Genomic DNA, 19,029 nt, shown 5'->3' on the forward strand with positions numbered 1-19,029 from the left:
TCCTTTCGACACTCTTGATGTCCCTGAGGTGCCCGGTGTCTCTCCTTTCGACACTCTTGATGTCCCTAGAGTGGTACCCGTTTTTTTTAGTTTTCTTTTATGCTGTAAAACCTCTAACTTAGGGGAGTTTTCTTCCTTGCTTGTCTTTTCGATTGCCTCCACCTTGGCTCTTTCCAAATCTGTCTCAAAACGAAACTTGCCTCTTTTTTCATCAAATTTTAAGATGGTCATGGATTCATTGGAATCCTTTTTCACTAAATGATACCGATTGCCATCTTTATCCAGTACGATCAACGGAATGTAATGCTCATTGATCTTGATGTAGGATCTGCCTGATTCATCCCACATCCTCCCTTTTTCATCTGGCGCAGAAAGACCACTTGGATTTTTTCGTGTTTCAAACTGATCCAACATCCCAGCGATTTCTTTCTCTATGGATTTTGATATGAAAGGAGACGTTGCTTCTTCAAAATACCATTCCACCCCGTTAAAGTTCACTGGTAAAATTTCCCCTGCATGATGTGCATAAACATCTAATCGGATCCCGTGCTCTTTGATGGCTGTCATGGTCACCTCAATCAACTTCCCCTTCATTTCAATAAAACGTTTCGTCTGTTCTCCTTCTTTTGCGACAGTTGTGACCTTCCCTGTGCCATAGGCTTGAGGATTTGAATTAACTTCCACGACAAATACTTGATCTTTACCTAGCTTCACTTCCAAGAGGTTGATCAATTTTAGTTGTTTGGTCGTAAATGTGGCGGGTCTATAGGGTTCTAAGTGATTGCCTCTTTTCATAAATAAGCCGCCAAATACTTCCGCCGTCTCTAGATTCGTCACTCGCATATACAAAGGATCAGCCACTTTTCTCGCTGGCACTTCCAGACCATTCAACTGAACGATCTCGATTGATTTCTCCCATGCTTTTTGTGCCTTCTCCCACGCTTCGACTCTTTCTAACATTTCTTTCGTTTTTTTACCCACACGAAGTTCATTTTTAAACTTCACTACTTTTCTAATGACCCATCGTCCTCCACCTACAACGGTCTCAAATCCTGGGTCAAGCGTTTGTGCAAAAGTTCGCGCAAGTCTTCTGGTCTCGGCCACCGTTGGTAGGAAACTCTTACTGCTTCTGATCACATTGCGGATCCCCCCCCTAGCAAACGCTCGAGCCGCACCTAATGCGAATTTCATATTGAGGGCAGTGACTTGACCGAGTACCGGAATCATAAGGATGGCATCAATCGTACACGAAACAATTGCTTCTTCCGTGTTTTGATTAATGATCCCTGTTACACAATCATAAAAAGGAATAAAATGCTTGGTGACCTCCAAAATCTTTTGAATATCTGCTTTGTCATCTCCCGATTCGTACAATTGTTGATACAGTTGATCACTATGTTTACGACTAAGTACTTCAATGAATGGCGTTGTCTCAACCCCATGGGATAATTTTTCATTCCAATTCACACGAGTAGAAAACGTAAAAAGTTTATTCCCGATCCGAATCTCATTTCCTTCTTTCTTATATCCATTTTTCCAAAGGTTTTTCTGATCAAACAACCCAAATTTGAGGTATAACAGAGGATCTTGATCGACACGATAAAAACGATAGCCTCCTTCCTCATCCAATTGCTTCAGGGCATACCAACGTTTTTCCTTTCCATTGTCCGCTACAAACAGATCAGTTTTGTCTAGATTTAGAATCGTGTACTGTTTCTTCCTCATAGAAAGCACCTGATTAATCCCAAAAGCACCATTTATGACTGGCACTTTAACCTCATAGTCACTTTCATTATTCAACTCAGCATTTGCCACATATAGATCAATTCCTTCTGAGAAAATAAACGCTCGTTCCTTTTTATCGAACGCATTTAGTGCAAACTCTACCAGTTTTTTATCCAATGGAAAATGCGTCTCTGAGACGTTTTTCGTCAACTTAGTATACCTAGTTTCTAATTTCTCTGGAATCCAGACAATGTCAGGACAAGGATTTACTGAACCTGTAAGATAATTTTGTTTGATCCCATGAAAACCCATGCGAGAACCTTTGTCACGACAAGTCTGTGCCACAATCGTGGCTAAAGCCTCTTTTCGACGCCATTGAAGAAAGGCTTCTTGATAGGCTTGATACAAACGATTGAGGAGTTCTTGATGTTCGACTAGCTTATAATAACCTTCTTTTTGATATCCAATGAAAGTGCTGATCGCCACTTCTTTATAGGTGCCCTTAGCCAATGCTTCTCGTAATAGATCTGGTTCCAGCTGGGCGACCGCAAGCAAAGAAGGCATTAGAAGCTGACGGAATTCCTCATAGCTGGTCACACCTTTTTCAAGGATTGTTTCCCAAAAATGTTGCCCCATCAACCGACTATCCTCTTGACTGAATGACTGTGGGTACCCACCCTCTTTTAAAATTTTCGATCCTGTCAGCTGCATCAACGATTGATAATCAGAAATCAATAAATCATCCGCTAAGCCACTACTATCTAAAAAATAATTAGGCAGCTCTTTCTGTAGAAAAAAGTTCCATAATTTATCAAAGAATCTCTTCTGTTTTTGAGAAAGAGTAGAGCCATCTAACTGAATCAATCCCTCTTTTTCCAAGTTTTTAACGGTAAATAGATCTCTCAAACGGCCCATGGTAAATTGATCCACATCAGGGGCTGACACTAGCGTTTTGACCATGTAAGCCTCAATCGAACTTCCTAATATCGTTTCAAAGGCCCATTTCATGATCGTTAATTCGGCATCTTTGTTCGAGATCTTCTCCTTATTTTTTCCATCTTTGAATTTCAATGCTTTCAAGATTACTTTCGCCAATGGTTGAATCCTTTTATGATTGAAGACTAATGTGTCATTTTCTTCTTGAGTGATCCGTTTTCCCATAGCAATCAATAATTCTTCTTTGGTTGGCTGATTTGGTAATAATTTCTTCTCTTGAAAAAATGTTTCCACTTGTTTTCGCACATTGGGGTCACGCCATTGCACCCCATCAGTTTCAACTTTATTTTTTTTGTTGTCTGTACTTGTGGGTTGGGGCGTACTTGTTCCTTCTGGTTGTTTAGTCGTTTCTGCGACAAAATCTAAAGCCACAGGTTGGTTGTCTTTCAATGTTTCATAGATCCATGACCCGACCGTCAGGCCGGCTTGTTCCTCTGAGATCACTGTCTCTTCGCTCATTTCCAAGATCAGTTTTGCGATTTGTTTCACTTTCACCATATCCAATGTTGGTTGCGTTGCACCTTCAAGGAGTACCCACTCACCGACTGTCGCTATGAGGTCATTGGCATTAGATTCTTGACAAGCAATTCCTTTTTCCGTGAAAAAATCAACCAACTTTTTACGAATATTCTCTTTTTGTTCCTTATTCCACGTTGGAAGAGGTGTTTCCTGTTCTTCTTGAACCACTTCCTTTGATGGGCCAACTCTATTTTCACGCAAAAATGCTTGGATTTTTTCATTGATCTCATGAGTAGTGTCGATTTCTACAGCTTGTGTCACATTTGATCCAAGTGCTTTCGTAGGAATGGCTGTCGCATTCACTAGACTGTCTTCGAGAGACGTTTCAGTACTCACAGGAAGGGGCATTGCTTCTGCCCCAAATTGTGGAAAGATATCAAAGCTTACTACTTTTCCACAAAAATCTTCTGCCAGATCCAAAAGTTGTGTGAAGAAACTCACTTTTTCAGGAGACAGTATAGATGCACCTTCTGGTGGTGTTTCTGTCACTACCTCTGACGCTGTTTCTTGATGATCCTGTGCTTGTTTTTCCTTCTCCGATTTTTTTTGTGAAGGCTTGAATGGCGAGTCTTTCGTGAGATACGCCCTCATTGGTCTCTTTTGATTCTTTTCTAACTGGAAATCACTAGGTAGCTCTTCTCCCCAATCTAGCGAAAAAGTTTGTAACAATAAATTCACAAACTGCGAAAACACCGATCCGCCACTTGCGTCTTTTTGTTCCTGGGTATAGCTCGTATTCTCGTATTGGTGAAAAATCTGGTAAAAACGATCCGTTAATCCCTTCCAAAACGTGTCTGGGATTTGACTATGTACATTCGTGGAGGTCTCTGTTGTGGCATTATATTTGGTTTCAAAGGCGGTTTGGATGGCTTCACTTAGTTTTTGAGCCGACTCTTGTGCAGAAAAATAAGGAGAGCCTTGAGTTGTTGAAACATTCTTATGGTGAGAAGGATGTGTAGAATTCTCCCTCTCTTGTTTCTTTGGATCATTTTGCGCATTCGATCGTGTAGTCGCTTCTTGGCAAATAGTGGTCAATCTCGTTTGTTCCACACTTTCTCCTGTGACGATCTGTGTGTTTACCTGATCCGTCCTTCTCGTGGTCGTACAATTGATTCCTTGATAAATCTCATGAATCCATTGGTGCAACGAAAGACTTCGTTCATGCATCATCTCCGCGAGGTCAACGTACGGTGGTAGATTCGTGGCTGTCGCATTGGCAAACGTTTGATTGCCGTAAGAAAGCGTGCCATTGACAAACGGCAGGGTAAGCGATGGGGTCGAATGAGACGCCGTATGGTTGGCATTCAAGGAATGGATTCGGGCTGGATTGATGGTGGAGGTGGAAACAAAGGAATGAATTCTTGTCTGATTCCCATCTCTTCTCACATCAATCCGAGTAGTGACTTCCAACGCTGGCGAGTCTTTTTTAACAATCGGATGTTGTTCGGGAGGATCTACGGGTAGAAAATTCTCAAGAATACTTAATAGATAAACTGCTTCAGTAAACGTCAAAGCCCCATTAGATATTAACCATCTTAACGTGTGACTTGCTCCTTTTGCGACATTATTTAAAATCCTTTGTTCATCTCCTGGTCGATTCTCGTCATTGCGTTTGTTGTAATATTGTCCATTTGTTTTTCTAAAGGCTTTTTGTGGTAGTTGCAACTTATTTGATTGCTTGGACTTTTTTGATTTGTATTGGATCTTTACTTGATAGGGGTATGGCATCTCTTTCACTCCTTCATTGAAATTAATGATATAGATGGTTTATTCGTATGTAATAAACAAAAAGCACCTCCTAACCTCCCCCTTTTTTATAGCATATAATACAAACTTCCAAAAATACACTAAAAAATAAAACTCCTGACTTATCAAGAGTTTTAACTGATAGATTACAGTTTTGTACGTGCTGTTATAAATATACAATTATTTAGAACTCAAGTCTGATATCTATTGCCTTCTTAGCTAGTTTGTATCCTTTCTCATCGACTCCAGAAAACATTTCTAGCGGAGAAACGTTGTATCGTTTTCCATCTTCAAATTCATAGAAATCTTGATTATTGAATAAGTCACATGGCTATAGAAAACAAAAAAGCCTATGGCTTTTTATTTCAAATTTGTACAAAGACTAACAAAAAGGAGCTAGCAATTAAGCCAGCTCCTTTTTTCTACAGTCTGAGAGGTCGGTTATCGACCACTTTTAATAATCTTCAAAAAGATTTATTTGTTTTTCAAGTTGTAGAAAGATTTCAAACCTTTGTATTCTGCAACTTCACCAAGTTGGTCTTCGATACGTAGTAATTGATTGTATTTAGCAATACGGTCAGTACGTGATAGAGAACCAGTTTTGATTTGACCAGCATTAGTTGCAACAGCAATGTCAGAAATTGTTGAATCTTCTGTTTCACCAGAACGGTGAGAAACTACTGCAGTGTAGCCAGCTTCTTTGGCCATTTCGATTGCTTCGAAAGTTTCAGTCAAAGTACCGATTTGGTTAACCTTGATAAGGATTGAGTTTGCGATTCCTTTTTCAATACCTTCAGATAATTTTTGAGTATTAGTTACGAACAAGTCGTCACCAACTAATTGAACTTTGTCGCCTAGAACTTCAGTCAATTTCTTGAATCCATCCCAGTCATTTTCATCTAATCCATCTTCGATTGAGATGATTGGGTATTTAGAAACTAATTCTTCGTAGAATTTGATCATTTCGTCAGTTGTTTTTTCGCCTTCGCCTGAGTCAGCTAGTACGTAAACACCTTTTTCTTTGTCATAGAATTCTGAAGAAGCAGCATCCATTGCAAGAACAACGTCTTTACCAGGAACATAGCCAGCTTTTTCGATAGCTTCGATGATTACTTCGAAACCTTCTTCGTTTGAACCAAGGTTAGGAGCAAATCCACCTTCGTCACCAACAGAAGTTGCTAATCCACGAGATTTCAAGATAGCTGCTAAAGCATGGAATACTTCCGCACCCATACGTAGTGCTTCTTTGAATGTTGGAGCGCCAACAGGCATGATCATGAATTCTTGGAAGTCGATTGAGTTATCCGCATGTGATCCACCGTTGATGATGTTCATCATTGGAGTTGGCAATACTTTTGTGTTGAATCCGCCTAGGTAGTGGTATAAAGGTACTTCTAGGTAGTCAGCAGCAGCACGCGCAACAGCGATTGAAACGCCTAAAATTGCGTTCGCACCTAATTTACCTTTATTAGGAGTTCCATCTAAAGCGATCATAGCTTTGTCGATAGCCATTTGGTCACGTACATCGTAGCCAATGATTGCTTCAGCAATGATGTTGTTTACGTTGTCGACAGCTTTAGTTACACCTTTACCGCCATAACGAGCTTTATCTCCGTCACGTAATTCAACTGCTTCATATTCACCAGTTGAAGCACCTGAAGGAACCATTCCACGGCCAAATGCGCCGCTTTCTGTGTATACTTCTACTTCGATTGTTGGGTTACCACGTGAGTCTAGAATCTCGCGAGCGTAAACATCAGTAATAATTGACATGTTTTGTCTCTCCTTTGAGTTTGTTTTTTCCTAAGGGATTTCCCTCATATACGATTTTAGTTAATTTTGTGGATTAGTGCAAACATTTCTTGCATTTTTCACAAATTTCCAATAATTATTTTACAGCATCTAATAAAGCTAAGAATGATTCAGCTTCTAAGCTGGCCCCGCCGACTAATGCTCCGTCAACGTTTTCTTTTGCCATATATTCAGCGATGTTTTCAGGTTTTACAGAACCACCGTATTGGATACGGACAGCATCTGAAACTTCTTTTCCATAAAGTTTTTCAACTGTTTGACGTACAACGCCACAGATTTCATCAGCGATTTGAGCATCTGCTGATTTACCTGTACCAATTGCCCAGATTGGTTCATAAGCAATCACCATGTTGCTTACTTGGCCATCTGTTAAACCTTCAAGTCCAGCAGTGATTTGTCCTTCGATCCATTCTGCAGTTTTGCCTGCTTCATAAGTTTCTAAAGACTCACCACAGCATAGGATTGGAATCATGCCATTTGAGAAGATTGCTTTAGCTTTTTTATTGATGTCTTCATCTGTTTCATGGAAATACTCACGACGTTCAGAGTGACCGATGATCACATAGTCTACACCTAAGTCTGCTAAAGCTGCAGGTGAAGTTTCCCCTGTGAAGGCTCCTGAATTTTCCCAGTAGCAATTTTGAGCTGCAATTTTCAACTCTGTTCCTTCAGCTGATGCTTTTAATTCTTGTAAGAATAAAGCAGGAGATCCAATGACTGAATCTACTTTGTCATTTGAAGGGATATTGTTTTTAACTGCTTCTGCAAAGTCTTTTGCTTCTGAAGCTGTTTTATTCATTTTCCAGTTACCAGCGATAATTGGTTTACGCATGCTTTTATGCACTCCTTTTTTGAATAAAAGAGGAGTTTAGACCTCTAAGATCTGTTCCTCTTTATACTTTGTTTTGGGCGTTGATTGATGACTAAGCTTATTTGTCGTTGATTGCGGCTAAACCAGGTAATTCTTTACCTTCAAGCAATTCTAAGCTAGCACCGCCACCAGTTGAGATGTGAGTGAATTTATCAGCAAAGCCTAGTTGTTCTGCTGCAGCTGCTGAATCGCCACCACCGATGATTGTAGTTGCACCTTCAAGGTTAGCGATTGCTTCACAAACACCAATTGTTCCTTTAGCGAAGTTGCTCATTTCAAATACACCCATTGGGCCATTCCATACAACTGTTTTCGCACCTTGCAATGTATCTGCAAATAATTTAACAGAAGCAGGTCCGATATCTAATGCCATCAAACCATCAGGAATATCGCCTTCGATCACTTGTGTTTCTACGTCATTTGAAAATTCTGGAGCACAAACGTTGTCGATTGGTAAAACTAATTTGTCGCCAGCTTTTTCGATCAATTCTTTCGCTAGTTGAACTTTGTCAGCTTCTACTAGAGAGTTACCGATTTTGATTCCTTTTGCTTCGTAGAATGTGTAAGTCATCCCGCCACCGATCAAGATTTTGTCTGCTTTAGGGATTAAGTTTTCAATGACACCGATTTTATCAGAAACTTTTGCGCCACCTAAGATTGCAACCATAGGGCGTTTTGGTTCTTCTACTGCTTCGCCGATAAATTTGATTTCTTTATCCATCAAGAAGCCAGCGACTGTTGGAATACCTGTTGAAGCAATACCTACGTTAGAAGCATGTGCACGGTGAGCTGTACCAAATGCATCATTCACAAATACATCACCTAAAGAAGCCCAATATTTTCCTAGTTCAGGATCATTTTTGCTTTCTTTTTTACCGTCAATATCTTCAAAACGAGTGTTTTCAAAAACAACTACATCGCCATCTTTCATGTCGGCAATCGCTGCTTCTAATTCTGAACCACGTGTTTCAGGTACGAAAGTCACTTCTTTACCTAGCAATTCGCCTAAACGTTTTGCCACTGGTGCTAAAGATTTTCCTTCTTTGTCTTCTTCAGTTTTCACACGTCCAAGGTGAGAGAAAAGAATCGCTTTTCCGCCTTGCTCTAATACATAATTAATTGTTGGTAAAGCTGCTTTGATACGTGTATCATCAGTGATCACGCCGTCTTTCAAAGGAACATTAAAGTCAACACGGACAAGGACTTTTTTATCTTTTAAATCAATATCTTTGACTGTTTTCTTAGCCATTTGATTTCCTCCTAAATAAGCTTCTTATCAAAAAAAGCGGAGAAGCGCGATTGCTTCCCCGCTTTTAAGTGTACATGGATATAGATTACACTTGTACGTTTTTATCTTATAAGTTAGCGAAGTATTCTAAAGTACGTACTAATTGTGCAGTGTAAGACATTTCGTTGTCGTACCAAGCAACAGTTTTAACTAATTGTTTGTCGCCAACTGTCATTACTTTTGTTTGAGTTGCATCAAACAATGAACCGTAAGTCATACCAACGATATCAGAAGAAACGATTTCGTCTGTGTTGTAACCATAAGATTCGTTTGAAGCTTCTTTCATTGCTGCATTGATTTCATCAACAGTAACTTCTTTTTCAAGAACTGTTACTAATTCAGTTAATGAACCAGTTGCTACAGGAACACGTTGAGCAGCTCCGTCTAATTTACCGTTCAATTCAGGGATTACTAAACCGATTGCTTTAGCAGCACCTGTTGAGTTAGGAACGATGTTTGCAGCAGCAGCGCGTGCACGGCGGAAGTCACCTTTAGGATGAGGTCCGTCTAGAGTCATTTGGTCACCTGTGTAAGCGTGGATAGTTGTCATTAATCCTTCAACAACACCAAATTTGTCGTTCAATGTTTTAGCCATAGGAGCTAAACAGTTAGTTGTACATGAAGCACCAGAGATAACTGTTTCTTTACCAGTTAATGTTTCATGGTTTGTGTTGTAAACGATTGTTGGTACATCGTTTCCACCAGGAGCTGAGATAACTACACGTTTTGCACCAGCTGTTAAATGTTTTTCAGCAGCTGATTTTGAAGTGAAGAATCCAGTACATTCTAGAACGATGTCTACGCCTAGTTCGCCCCAAGGTAATTCTTCAGGGTTACGGTTAGCTAATACTTTTACTTCTTTTCCGTTTACGTTGAATGAACCTTCGTGAACTTCAACTGTTCCGTTGAAACGTCCTTGAGTTGTATCGTATTTTAACAAGTGTGCCAACATTTTAGCATCTGTCAAATCGTTGATTGCTACTACTTCGATTCCTTGTACATCTTGAATACGACGGAATGCTAGACGTCCAATACGTCCAAAACCATTAATACCTACTTTAACTGTCATTTAAGATTTCCTCCTTATGAAAATCATAAAAATTTATTTTAAAGGGATACCCCTTTTAAAATCTCATTTGCAGCAGCTTCATCTGTGATGAGCCACGTTTGTTTTGGTGCATTTTTCATATAAGCTCGAATCGCCTTTGCTTTGGACCGTCCCCCTGCTACTGCAAGAATGACTGGAACCTTTGCTAGGTCTTTTAATTCGATACCGATTCTTGGGACTTTATAAACGACTTCTCCTTTTTCATTGAAGAAATATCCGAATGATTCCGCAACGGCATTGGCTTGTTTCAGCATAATCAATTCTTCTTCGTTCATCTTTCGACGTGCTGCCATATGCAATGCCCGTCCAATACTATGAATAACACAATTTGCCTGACTAATCAAGTTTAACACTTCTTGGATCGACGGTTCATTGAGTAAAGAATTATACGTAGCCAAGCTTAATTGTTCAGGAACATATAAAGCACGATGTTTTCCATTTGCTTTGGCCGCCATTCTCGCACTGACTGAATTGGCTTGGACAGTTACAGCTTCACCGATCCCACCTCTTGCTGGGACAAATAGATTATGCCGTTTACTACTTTCCAAACTGGTCAGTTGCTCTGCAACGATGGCCATCGTTGTCCCTCCCATAACGGCGATAATATTATCACCTTCTGGAAGTAATAGATTCAAAGCCTCATCTACAGCTTCACCAAAAGCATCAGCCACTTTCGACTGCTCTTCACTGTTTCCTGATACGACGATACAGCGCTGATTCCCGAAATACTTTGCCAGTGATGTTTCGATCTGGTGCATTCCTAAAAGCTGATCCATAAAGCCTTCGAGACTTTGATAGACTTCTTCGCCTTTTTTCGTCAGCGTCATGCCGCTTTTAGAGGTATCAATCAAACTCAAGTGTTTTAATAAATCCGTTTCTGTTCGTAAGACACGTTCTGTGATGCCCATGCTTTCTGACAAACTTCGACGACCAATTGGTTGCATCCAGTAAATATTTCGTAAAATCTTATATCGCTCTTGTAAAACATCGATAATATCCGGTGCAACAGTTTCAATCAGTTTTAATTCATCTAACATAAGCGATCTCCTTAGTTGGACGATTTTCGTCCAATGTAGACTTAAAACGACCCATGTGCCCTAAAAAAAGAAATCGGACTTTCCAACATCAAAGCTATCCTTATAGGAAAATCTCAACCTCACATGTGTTAGTCTAACAGTTTATTTGGATTTTATCAACTAAAAAAACTAGAAAAAATCGCTTAGATTTTTCTAGTTTTCCATCATTTTATTTATCATAACGTTTTCTTTTCGATGAACTCGGGATTCCTAACAAGTCTCGATATTTCGCAACTGTTCTTCGAGAAATCACAATTTCTTCTTTTTTCAACAATTCCACTAGTTTTTGATCCGACAATGGTTTGCTTTTATCTTCTTGATCTACCAACTCTTTCACTTTCTTTTTCGCTGTATCTGCAGATAAATCTTCTGTGTGGGTAGTCGTTGTTTGTTGAATTCTCGTAGTGAAAAATTTTTTCAATTCAAAGACACCCATTTCTGTCTCTAAATATTTCCCATTGACTGCTCTACTGACTGTTGACTCATGAACATTGATCTCTTGAGCGACCTCTTTTAAAGTCAGCGGTTTGATTGGGCGTTTCTCGTCTGTGAAGAATTCTTTTTGATGAGATACGATTACTTGAGCGACTCGCAAGATAGTATCTCCCCGTTGCAAAATTGTCTTTTGTAACCACTCAAATTCTTGTTTTCGTTCTTTTAAATAAGCTTTCGTTTCATTATCCGCTTTTTTTTGCATTTGAGTAAAATATGCTTCTTGAAAGCGAACATTCGGTTGATTTCCTCGATTAGAAAAAACTTGGACCTCACCATCTTTTACCACTACTTTTACATCTGGAATAATGTATAAGCCATTGTTGTGATCAAAGATTCTTCCCGGACTTGGGCTAAGGTTTTGGATATAATCAAAGATCTTTTGGATTTCACTTAGGTCCACTGAAAAATGCTGAGCGATTTCTTTCCATTTTCGATCCACGAGTTGGTCAAACCATTCTTCTAAAACGATGTATGCAAGCTCTGGGGCAAAATCGTCCCGCTCGGTCTGAAGCATCAAACACTCTTGTAAAGTCCGAGCGCCCACTCCTGCTGGTTCTAATTGTTGCAATAACGTGAGCGCATCTAACATTTGTATAGGCGTCGCATTTGTCTGTTGCTGAGCCTCTTTTAAACTAATCGTCAAAAATCCGTTTAAATCGATGTATTCGATCAAATAAAATACTAACTTACGTAAGAAAGTGTCACGATAATTTAAATGTACTTGTTCAATCAATGATTCAAAAAGAGAAGCATTTGTATCAGGTATCTGATTTAAATAGCTACTTTCTTCTCCTTCATAATTAGTCGTTCGTTTTTGATAATCAGGCTGCCAATCAGGTTCGATCACTTCTACTAAGGGGTTTTCCAATGCTTGATTTTCAACAAAAGCTAACAGCTCTTCACTATTGTATTGCAAGACTTGGATGGACTGTTGTAACTGCTGTGTCATGGCTAGTTTTTGTGTTTGTTGTTGTTTTTGAGAAAAATTTTGTTCAAATTTCATTTTTTTGTCCAATCCCCTTGTAATTTATTTTTGCTTCCGATACAATTGTTCTTGTGTTTGCGTCCTTAGTGTAGTGGATATCACGTAAGATTCCGGTTCTTGAGACGGGGGTTCGATTCCCTCAGGACGCGTCTATTGCTATATTAGCATATTTGTGAAATTTTTGCTTTTAAAATTTCTAAGCAAAGAATAAGTAAAGTAGGAAATACTTACTTTACAAAATAAGACGGAGAATCCGAAAATAGTGGTCCTATTTTGGGATTCTCCGTCTTATTTCTTGAACTACTTTTTAGAAAGGCTACCGCCAGTGTCAGCCCAAAAGAGCAGCACCTACTTTAGCTTGTTTGAATGTAAACCAATGACGAAAAAAGTTCTCGCCTGTCGATTTCTGTAACACAAAAGCGAATGATTCTCATGATTGCTGATATCAAACAGGTGCTTGGATACGTTTCTCATAAGCATCTAACCATTCTTGCGTGATTGGTTGAATGATTGTCGTATGGTTTGGTCCTGGATTTGCTAGATAAATGGCTGGTTGCTCATTTGCTGTCGCTACACTGAAAGTGAACTCTACATTCGTTGCGGCTCCCCAATTCCCATCTTTATCCATGGCAACTAAGGAAAAAGCTCCAACTTTACCAGCACGTTGTTTCAGTAAGTCATTGAATGGATAAACTGCTCGATCGCATGCTTGTTGCACCTCCAATCCTTCCCCCATCAAACGAACGATTTCATAAGACAAACAGCCTTTCATCAAATCTTCTCCTAAACCTGTAGCTACCGCACCACCAATCTGACTATCTACATAAAACCCCGATCCAGCTAACGGGGAATCCCCCACTCTACCATGTTTCTTCATAAACAAACCCGAACTAGAGGTTCCAGCAGCCATCTCCTGATGCATATCTAACGAAATCACTCCCACCGTATCATGCCCATCATAAGGACTGATATTCGTCCGAGCCATTTCTCTCAAACGTTTTTCCCAAATCTTCTTTGCTCGATCAGTCAACATGTTTTTTCGTTCAAAACCAGCCAACATGGCATATTCTGTTGCTCCTTCACCTACTCTAAAACTATTAAATCTTTCCTCACTTAATTTTCTTGCTACAGAAATCGGGTTAGTGATATCAACGATGCCAGCCACCGCTCCGATTTTAAATGTGTTCCCATCCATGAAAGCAGCATCCATTTCAACGATTCCCCGTTCATTGGGAAGCCCTCCGTAACCGACTGATTTATAGAACGGGTAATCTTCTACCCATCGAATAGATGTCTCCACCGCATCTCCACATGTTCCATTTATTTCCAGTTGCTCTTTTGCGGCTAAAATCCCTTCATAGGCCATTCGCCATGTTGCAATCATTCCCCACACATTCATATCCTCCTACAACGTAATAATAGCGTTTGCATATCTCGTTTTTAGTATAGCTTATTTTAGATTTTACTAATTGATCGTTGCTTATAAATTCTTCTAGTTTTTTATAAGGCTCTTAAAATGATTATTCGATTAACGCTTTGATACTTCTTAAATAAATTTCTAAATTCATCCGAAGATCTGCTACAGTCATATATTCATTTTTGTTATGCGCAATACCTCTTTGTCCTGGAAAAGAAGGACCAAATGCAAAAACATTAGGGATCTTTCGTGCATAGGTTGCACCGGTTGTAGTAACGGGTGTAGGATCATTTCCAGTTATCTCTCGATAAATTTCTGACAATAATTGAATTTCTGGTAAATCTTTTTTTCGACAGATACTTGGAAGACTGCGAAAAATCGAAAGTGTCGCCTCCTGTGGCAAGTTCTGTTTAAACCTTGTGAGGATCTCTTTTTCTGTAAATGACACCGGATAACGCACAGCAATTTCCAATGCTAACCCTCTCTTTTCCTTTTGTAAGCTTACAGGTGTTAATAAAAGTTTTCCTGAATCTTCATCTGCTAAAGAAAGATTGACACCTTCGCCACCATGTTTGTGATGAAACCCCTGATAGATCCAGTAGAAACAATTTCTTAAATGAGAGGACAACGTTTGAACTTCTTTTAATTCTTTTGCTAACAGTGTGATAGCATTTTCTCCTAGTTCTGGGGCATTACTAGGAGATCGATTTCCCACTGCTTCATAACAAATCCCATGAATCCTGACACTTATCTGATCAGGCACATGATCTCGGTGTTGATCCCCATTGAAATAACTAATCTGGACAAGCTCATGTTCACTTAGAGGAAAATGAATGATCACGTTAACAACGCCCCGTTCACCATAAACTACTGGATATTTACAATCCGGTGTAAACCCAAATATGGGTGGTTTTTCTTTTTGTAAATAATAAGAAATATCAGACATCCCACTTTCCTCATCCGTTCCAAAAATGATGCGGATCGTTTTTGAAGGAGTAAACCCCATTTTTTTTAATAATATCAGTCCATAAAAGCAGCTAATGATGGGTCCTTTATTATCCAAGATCCCACGACCATAAAACCGTCCATCTTTTTCAGTTAGATCAAACGGTGGATAATCCCAGCCTGATCCTGCAGGTACCACATCTAGATGACCGATCACACCGATATAATGGTCATCATCTTCTCCCCATTGAACATAGCCAATCGCATCATCAATCACTTTTATCTTAAATCCATATTCAGCTCCTTTCAATAGAACTACCTCTAACGCTTTTCTTGGATTTTCTCCATACGGTGCATGTTGCTCTGGCTTGTCTTTCACACTAGCTATCCGCATGATTTCTTGAAGAAATACCAAATACTCTTCCCAATGTTTATCGATCATTCGTTCGATTACTTCCATATTCCTACCTCTTTATTTTGACATTTCTACACCCGTTGAACCATTAAGAAACAAATAATGTATTAAATAAAAGAACCCCTTAACTAAGTATAGCCTCATGGTTAGACGTCCTGATACACTTTTTATTTTTCACAAAAAAAAGAGGACAGTCAGCTCACTGACTTATCCTCAAGTTCTTTTTTCAGAACTACTCTCCATGGTAAGGAACATAATCTTCATAATTATTTGTATTATTCAATTCTTCATTTTCAAGTATCATATTTGCAGCACCCATCAACTCAGAATTCATTGGCATATCCATTAGTCGATCATTTTCTTCGATCATCCGTTGATAATCCTCCGAACTGATGATTGCTCCAGTTTTGATATTTTTATATTGTTCTGGTAGCGGTTCTTTTTCCAAGTCAAAACGGTCATTTTCAAAAACTTCTTCATTATAGGAAACAAAATAACCATGAGATAATTTCTTCTTGACCACATAATGACACTCTGGGCAGCGAATCGGCATTTCTTTTTTTCGATGATGGACTACATTAGTTACTTCATTATAATAAAATTTCGTCTGACATTTTGGGCATTTTAATTTGTCGTCTAGCATCATGATCGTCTCCTTCATATTTTGTATATCCTTATACTAACCCAAAAGTAAGAAATTGAATAAATAAAAGCTGTCCTCCATCCATATTTTTTTATATTTTCAAATAAAAAATATGACACAAACGTTTATATTTTTACACAGTAGCCCCCTTCTTTACACCTGAATCGTTTCTTATCTGCTACCATTTGCTCTCTAATATCTATCAATTTTTTTGCACAACTATTATTCCTCTTTCCGTTCACTTTTTTTTTACAAAATCAATTTAAAAATAGTAATAAAAAAGGCTGGAATAAATACCCATGAGGGCTGTGGTGCCTCTCATGGGTGTTTGTCCCACACTCTCTTACTTATTCAAAATTCAATACTTTCGTCTACAATTCCATATTCAATTTTCTTTAGCAGTAGAATGCCCGATCTCTGCCTCAATCAATTGATTAATGGATCTAGCTAAAAAAAGAATAGTTAAAGCATATATCGTTAATGAACCAATATATTCTACGATAAAGCTTTCCCCAAATAGTCCATTTTCGCCAAGAGAAACCGATACGATTCTTGGAAGCAGGAACAAGCTAATCCCCGCAATAAAATTGACAGAAAATTTCAAAATCGATTTAACCATTTTTTCTCCTTTGTCCATTTATTGGTATATTTTTTATTTCTTAAAAAACAATCCGACTTTCAACATATCTGTATTGATAATGGCTACTTGCGCCACTTATACCAAATTTTACAGTAGCCGAACCTCCTACTCCGATACTTACGCCTGCATTCCATGAGGTAGTACCATTATTATAAAAATCACCATTTACAATGTAAAAGATCCGATTTGCATCTTCTAAATTCACATAAACGTTACCTGTAAATTGTTTTGACAGCCCATTATATCCACGGATCATGTTAACTTCTAAGATTTTTTTTATCGCTCTAAAGCTTCCACTTTCACTTGTTTCACAATAAAACCGCATGGTCGGTTTATAACTTGTATTTACTGTAAACATTTGAGATAAAGTCCTGAAAGTCGCTTTCTCTTGAATAGCCTTTTGCGCCATATCCTCTGTATACCCGATTTGATTCTGAGCTTGTTCTTCAGAGATACCATAATCATAGGCGATTTCTTTGATCATTTGTTCATAAGTTAATACATCTGAAACAATTAATTGGCTCTCGGATGTATTAATACTTTCCTCAGAAAAATTCTGCCCAACCGCTGAGACACTAGAAGGAATAGCAAAAGCAACCAAAGCCAATAAATAACAAACGAATTTAAAGGTTTTTGACATCATAACAATTTTCTCCTTTTATTTTTTGTAATTGTTAACGATTACTTATATAATAATATCAGCGATAAAACGATTTTGCAATTGTTATTCACGCCTATACATAAAATATTTAACAAGGATAACATAACACGCAATTATTACTTTTTTTTATTTTGATTTGTCAAAATCGTTCTTATCTATCCAAATTTCTTTCTATTATCCCAGAAACATTTTACGACTCGACAAAAAAACTGTAGACTTTCCTTTTTTTAGGAATGTCTACAGTTTTTCGCACGATTGTTTATTCTTCAGGGAAGTCTTCTTCTTCGAATTCTTCCTCTTCGTCATCGTCTTCGATGATACTTAGATCCTCTTCGATGTTACCAGGCAATTCTTCTTCATCATCACCAGCATCTGCTCCTATTTCTTGTAGGTCAGAATTATATGCTGCGATTTCTTCATCATCGTCATCATCATCTTCAAAAAGATCATCATCGTCTTCATCAGCCAAATCAGTATCTTCAGGATCATCATCATTATAGTCGATTGCATCTTCGTCATCATTGATAAAGGCATTCACTTTTTTACGTTTGCGTCGACGAGGTGTATCTTCATCCTCTTCATCGATTCCATGGTTGACTTCTTCATCGATTGAATCGATGGCATACCATGAACGCAAGCCCCAGCGATTGTCGCCTAATGAAATAAAGCTACCGTCAATATTTAAGTCAGTATAAAATTGTGCGAGTGAATCACGAATGTCACTATCTGATTTTCCAAGATAAGTTTGAATCTCATTGGCTAAATCAGAGAAGTCCATGACGTCACCACGCTGTTCTAAGATCGCGTGTGCGACTTCGATCATTGATAATTCGCTTTTGTTTGCACCTTCAAATACACTAATTTCCAATCAGGACACGTCCTTTCACAGTCTACTCCTTATCATACAAAATCACGGGTGAAAAATCAAACGTTTCTTTGCGATTTATGCAGTAAAATCTAACCTTAACTCATATTCGCCGATTTTTTCAAGCCCCATAAACAAATCATAGTCGATCATCACTTTTCCAGCAGTTGGGCGATCTTTTAAACTGACGTGTAATTTCTTCGTAAATGTATCCACTTGGATCATGCCATAAGGAGTGCGATAACTCGTCTCTAATCTTTCACGATAAGCAAACTTCAAGCGCATACGCATCTCACCAGCTCGGATCAATTGGACATTTCCATCAGGCAAGATCTTGATCGTTACTGGAACATCAGCCAGCTCTTCTTGGATCTCTTTATAACGTATGTATAAGGTATCTCCAATCTTGACCATCTGACCTTTTAAATCAAAATAAAAATCTTGGTGTTCACCTTGTTGTGTCACCTTTGTTCGTAATTGTATCGAAATCGGTACTCCTTGTGATCGTTCCATCATTCATTCTCCTTTATTTCTCATAGGTACATTGTTCCCAGTTTCTACCCATTTGTCAACCAACTTGTATAGGAAACAATCAATTTTTTTCATATCATCTTTTGATAATTAGAGTATAATAAACAAAGAGGTCGTGAAAGAAGGGGGCTGATCTGAGCAGTAAGACAAAAAATCGAAAAATAGTTCTTCATATTTTACGATTTTTAGGCTTAGTGCCGAAGATCACCTTCTTGAACACCGTTTATAGAGGTCGTGAAAGAAGCGTTCTACACTGAGGCATAAGGAGGAAAAATAGAAAATGGTTCCTCA

At 38.6% G+C, this 19,029-nt stretch carries 14 protein-coding genes and 1 tRNA gene; 1 reads left to right on the top strand and 14 read right to left on the bottom strand.

The features are described from left to right. From A5844_RS08495 to rpoN, 7 genes are all read right to left on the bottom strand, one after another. On the bottom strand, nucleotides 1-4,968 hold a 4,968-nt coding region (locus A5844_RS08495), incomplete at its 3' end, for a hypothetical protein (RefSeq protein WP_218776173.1). A gap of 492 nt (nucleotides 4,969-5,460) precedes the next feature. Beyond that, nucleotides 5,461-6,759 carry a phosphopyruvate hydratase gene (eno, locus tag A5844_RS08500; RefSeq protein ID WP_086284772.1) on the bottom strand — a complete coding sequence of 433 codons (1,299 nt, stop codon included), beginning with the start codon at nucleotides 6,757-6,759 and terminating at the stop codon, nucleotides 5,461-5,463. Nucleotides 6,760-6,874: 115 nt separating this feature from the next. After that, nucleotides 6,875-7,630 carry a triose-phosphate isomerase gene (tpiA, locus tag A5844_RS08505; RefSeq protein WP_086284773.1) on the bottom strand — a complete coding sequence of 252 codons (756 nt, stop codon included), beginning with the start codon at nucleotides 7,628-7,630 and terminating at the stop codon, nucleotides 6,875-6,877. Nucleotides 7,631-7,727: 97 nt separating this feature from the next. Next, the gene (locus tag A5844_RS08510; protein WP_086284774.1) at nucleotides 7,728-8,918 is read right to left on the bottom strand and encodes a phosphoglycerate kinase; all 1,191 of its coding nucleotides are present in this window, start codon (nucleotides 8,916-8,918) and stop codon (nucleotides 7,728-7,730) included. A 106-nt stretch (nucleotides 8,919-9,024) separates the two neighbouring features. Continuing rightward, nucleotides 9,025-10,026 (bottom strand): type I glyceraldehyde-3-phosphate dehydrogenase, encoded by a 1,002-nt coding sequence (gene gap, locus A5844_RS08515; RefSeq protein ID WP_086284775.1) that lies wholly within the window; start codon nucleotides 10,024-10,026, stop codon nucleotides 9,025-9,027. Between the two features lie 38 nt (nucleotides 10,027-10,064). Next, nucleotides 10,065-11,102, bottom strand: a complete 1,038-nt coding sequence (locus A5844_RS08520) for a sugar-binding transcriptional regulator (protein WP_086284776.1) — start codon at nucleotides 11,100-11,102, stop codon at nucleotides 10,065-10,067. 208 nt (nucleotides 11,103-11,310) lie between these two features. Further along, entirely contained in the window at nucleotides 11,311-12,639 is a 1,329-nt protein-coding gene (gene rpoN, locus A5844_RS08525) for an RNA polymerase factor sigma-54 (protein WP_086284777.1), read from the bottom strand. Between the two features lie 59 nt (nucleotides 12,640-12,698). On the opposite strand from rpoN, the gene A5844_RS08530 reads away from it, so the two are divergent. Next, nucleotides 12,699-12,770, top strand: a tRNA-Arg gene (locus A5844_RS08530). A gap of 296 nt (nucleotides 12,771-13,066) precedes the next feature. On the opposite strand, the gene A5844_RS08535 is transcribed toward A5844_RS08530, so the two are convergent. From A5844_RS08535 to A5844_RS08565, 7 genes are all read right to left on the bottom strand, one after another. Next, the gene (locus A5844_RS08535; protein WP_086284778.1) at nucleotides 13,067-14,014 is read right to left on the bottom strand and encodes a glycosylasparaginase; all 948 of its coding nucleotides are present in this window, start codon (nucleotides 14,012-14,014) and stop codon (nucleotides 13,067-13,069) included. 127 nt (nucleotides 14,015-14,141) lie between these two features. Then, nucleotides 14,142-15,443 (bottom strand): Sapep family Mn(2+)-dependent dipeptidase, encoded by a 1,302-nt coding sequence (locus tag A5844_RS08540; RefSeq protein WP_086284779.1) that lies wholly within the window; start codon nucleotides 15,441-15,443, stop codon nucleotides 14,142-14,144. A 187-nt stretch (nucleotides 15,444-15,630) separates the two neighbouring features. Further along, complete coding sequence (locus A5844_RS08545) at nucleotides 15,631-16,059, bottom strand: hypothetical protein (RefSeq protein ID WP_244610837.1); 429 nt, start codon at nucleotides 16,057-16,059, stop codon at nucleotides 15,631-15,633. A gap of 367 nt (nucleotides 16,060-16,426) precedes the next feature. Beyond that, a complete protein-coding gene (locus A5844_RS08550) occupies nucleotides 16,427-16,660 on the bottom strand; it encodes a hypothetical protein (protein WP_086284781.1) in 234 nt (77 codons plus the stop codon). Nucleotides 16,661-16,700: 40 nt separating this feature from the next. Continuing rightward, complete coding sequence (locus tag A5844_RS08555) at nucleotides 16,701-17,324, bottom strand: hypothetical protein (protein WP_244610836.1); 624 nt, start codon at nucleotides 17,322-17,324, stop codon at nucleotides 16,701-16,703. 277 nt (nucleotides 17,325-17,601) lie between these two features. After that, complete coding sequence (gene rpoE, locus A5844_RS08560) at nucleotides 17,602-18,210, bottom strand: DNA-directed RNA polymerase subunit delta (RefSeq protein ID WP_086284782.1); 609 nt, start codon at nucleotides 18,208-18,210, stop codon at nucleotides 17,602-17,604. 75 nt (nucleotides 18,211-18,285) lie between these two features. After that, nucleotides 18,286-18,720 carry a YwiB family protein gene (locus A5844_RS08565; RefSeq protein WP_086284783.1) on the bottom strand — a complete coding sequence of 145 codons (435 nt, stop codon included), beginning with the start codon at nucleotides 18,718-18,720 and terminating at the stop codon, nucleotides 18,286-18,288. Nucleotides 18,721-19,029: the final 309 nt, after the last annotated feature.

Origin of the sequence: Candidatus Enterococcus wittei, assembly GCF_002140175.1 — a bacterium.
GTDB lineage: Bacteria > Bacillota > Bacilli > Lactobacillales > Enterococcaceae > Enterococcus_B > Enterococcus_B wittei.

Excerpts from the sequence above, each read along its gene's own strand:
- tpiA (WP_086284773.1), bottom strand. The coding sequence starts at position 7,630 with ATGCGTAAACCAATTATCGCTGGTAACTGGAAAATGAATAAAACAGCT.
- rpoN (WP_086284777.1), bottom strand. The coding sequence starts at position 12,639 with ATGAAATTTGAACAAAATTTTTCTCAAAAACAACAACAAACACAAAAA.
- A5844_RS08545 (WP_244610837.1), bottom strand. The coding sequence starts at position 16,059 with ATGAAGGAGACGATCATGATGCTAGACGACAAATTAAAATGCCCAAAA.
- A5844_RS08510 (WP_086284774.1), bottom strand. The coding sequence starts at position 8,918 with ATGGCTAAGAAAACAGTCAAAGATATTGATTTAAAAGATAAAAAAGTC.
- A5844_RS08550 (WP_086284781.1), bottom strand. The coding sequence starts at position 16,660 with ATGGTTAAATCGATTTTGAAATTTTCTGTCAATTTTATTGCGGGGATT.
- A5844_RS08565 (WP_086284783.1), bottom strand. The coding sequence starts at position 18,720 with ATGGAACGATCACAAGGAGTACCGATTTCGATACAATTACGAACAAAG.
- A5844_RS08555 (WP_244610836.1), bottom strand. The coding sequence starts at position 17,324 with ATGATGTCAAAAACCTTTAAATTCGTTTGTTATTTATTGGCTTTGGTT.
- A5844_RS08520 (WP_086284776.1), bottom strand. The coding sequence starts at position 11,102 with ATGTTAGATGAATTAAAACTGATTGAAACTGTTGCACCGGATATTATC.
- eno (WP_086284772.1), bottom strand. The coding sequence starts at position 6,759 with ATGTCAATTATTACTGATGTTTACGCTCGCGAGATTCTAGACTCACGT.
- A5844_RS08540 (WP_086284779.1), bottom strand. The coding sequence starts at position 15,443 with ATGGAAGTAATCGAACGAATGATCGATAAACATTGGGAAGAGTATTTG.
- gap (WP_086284775.1), bottom strand. The coding sequence starts at position 10,026 with ATGACAGTTAAAGTAGGTATTAATGGTTTTGGACGTATTGGACGTCTA.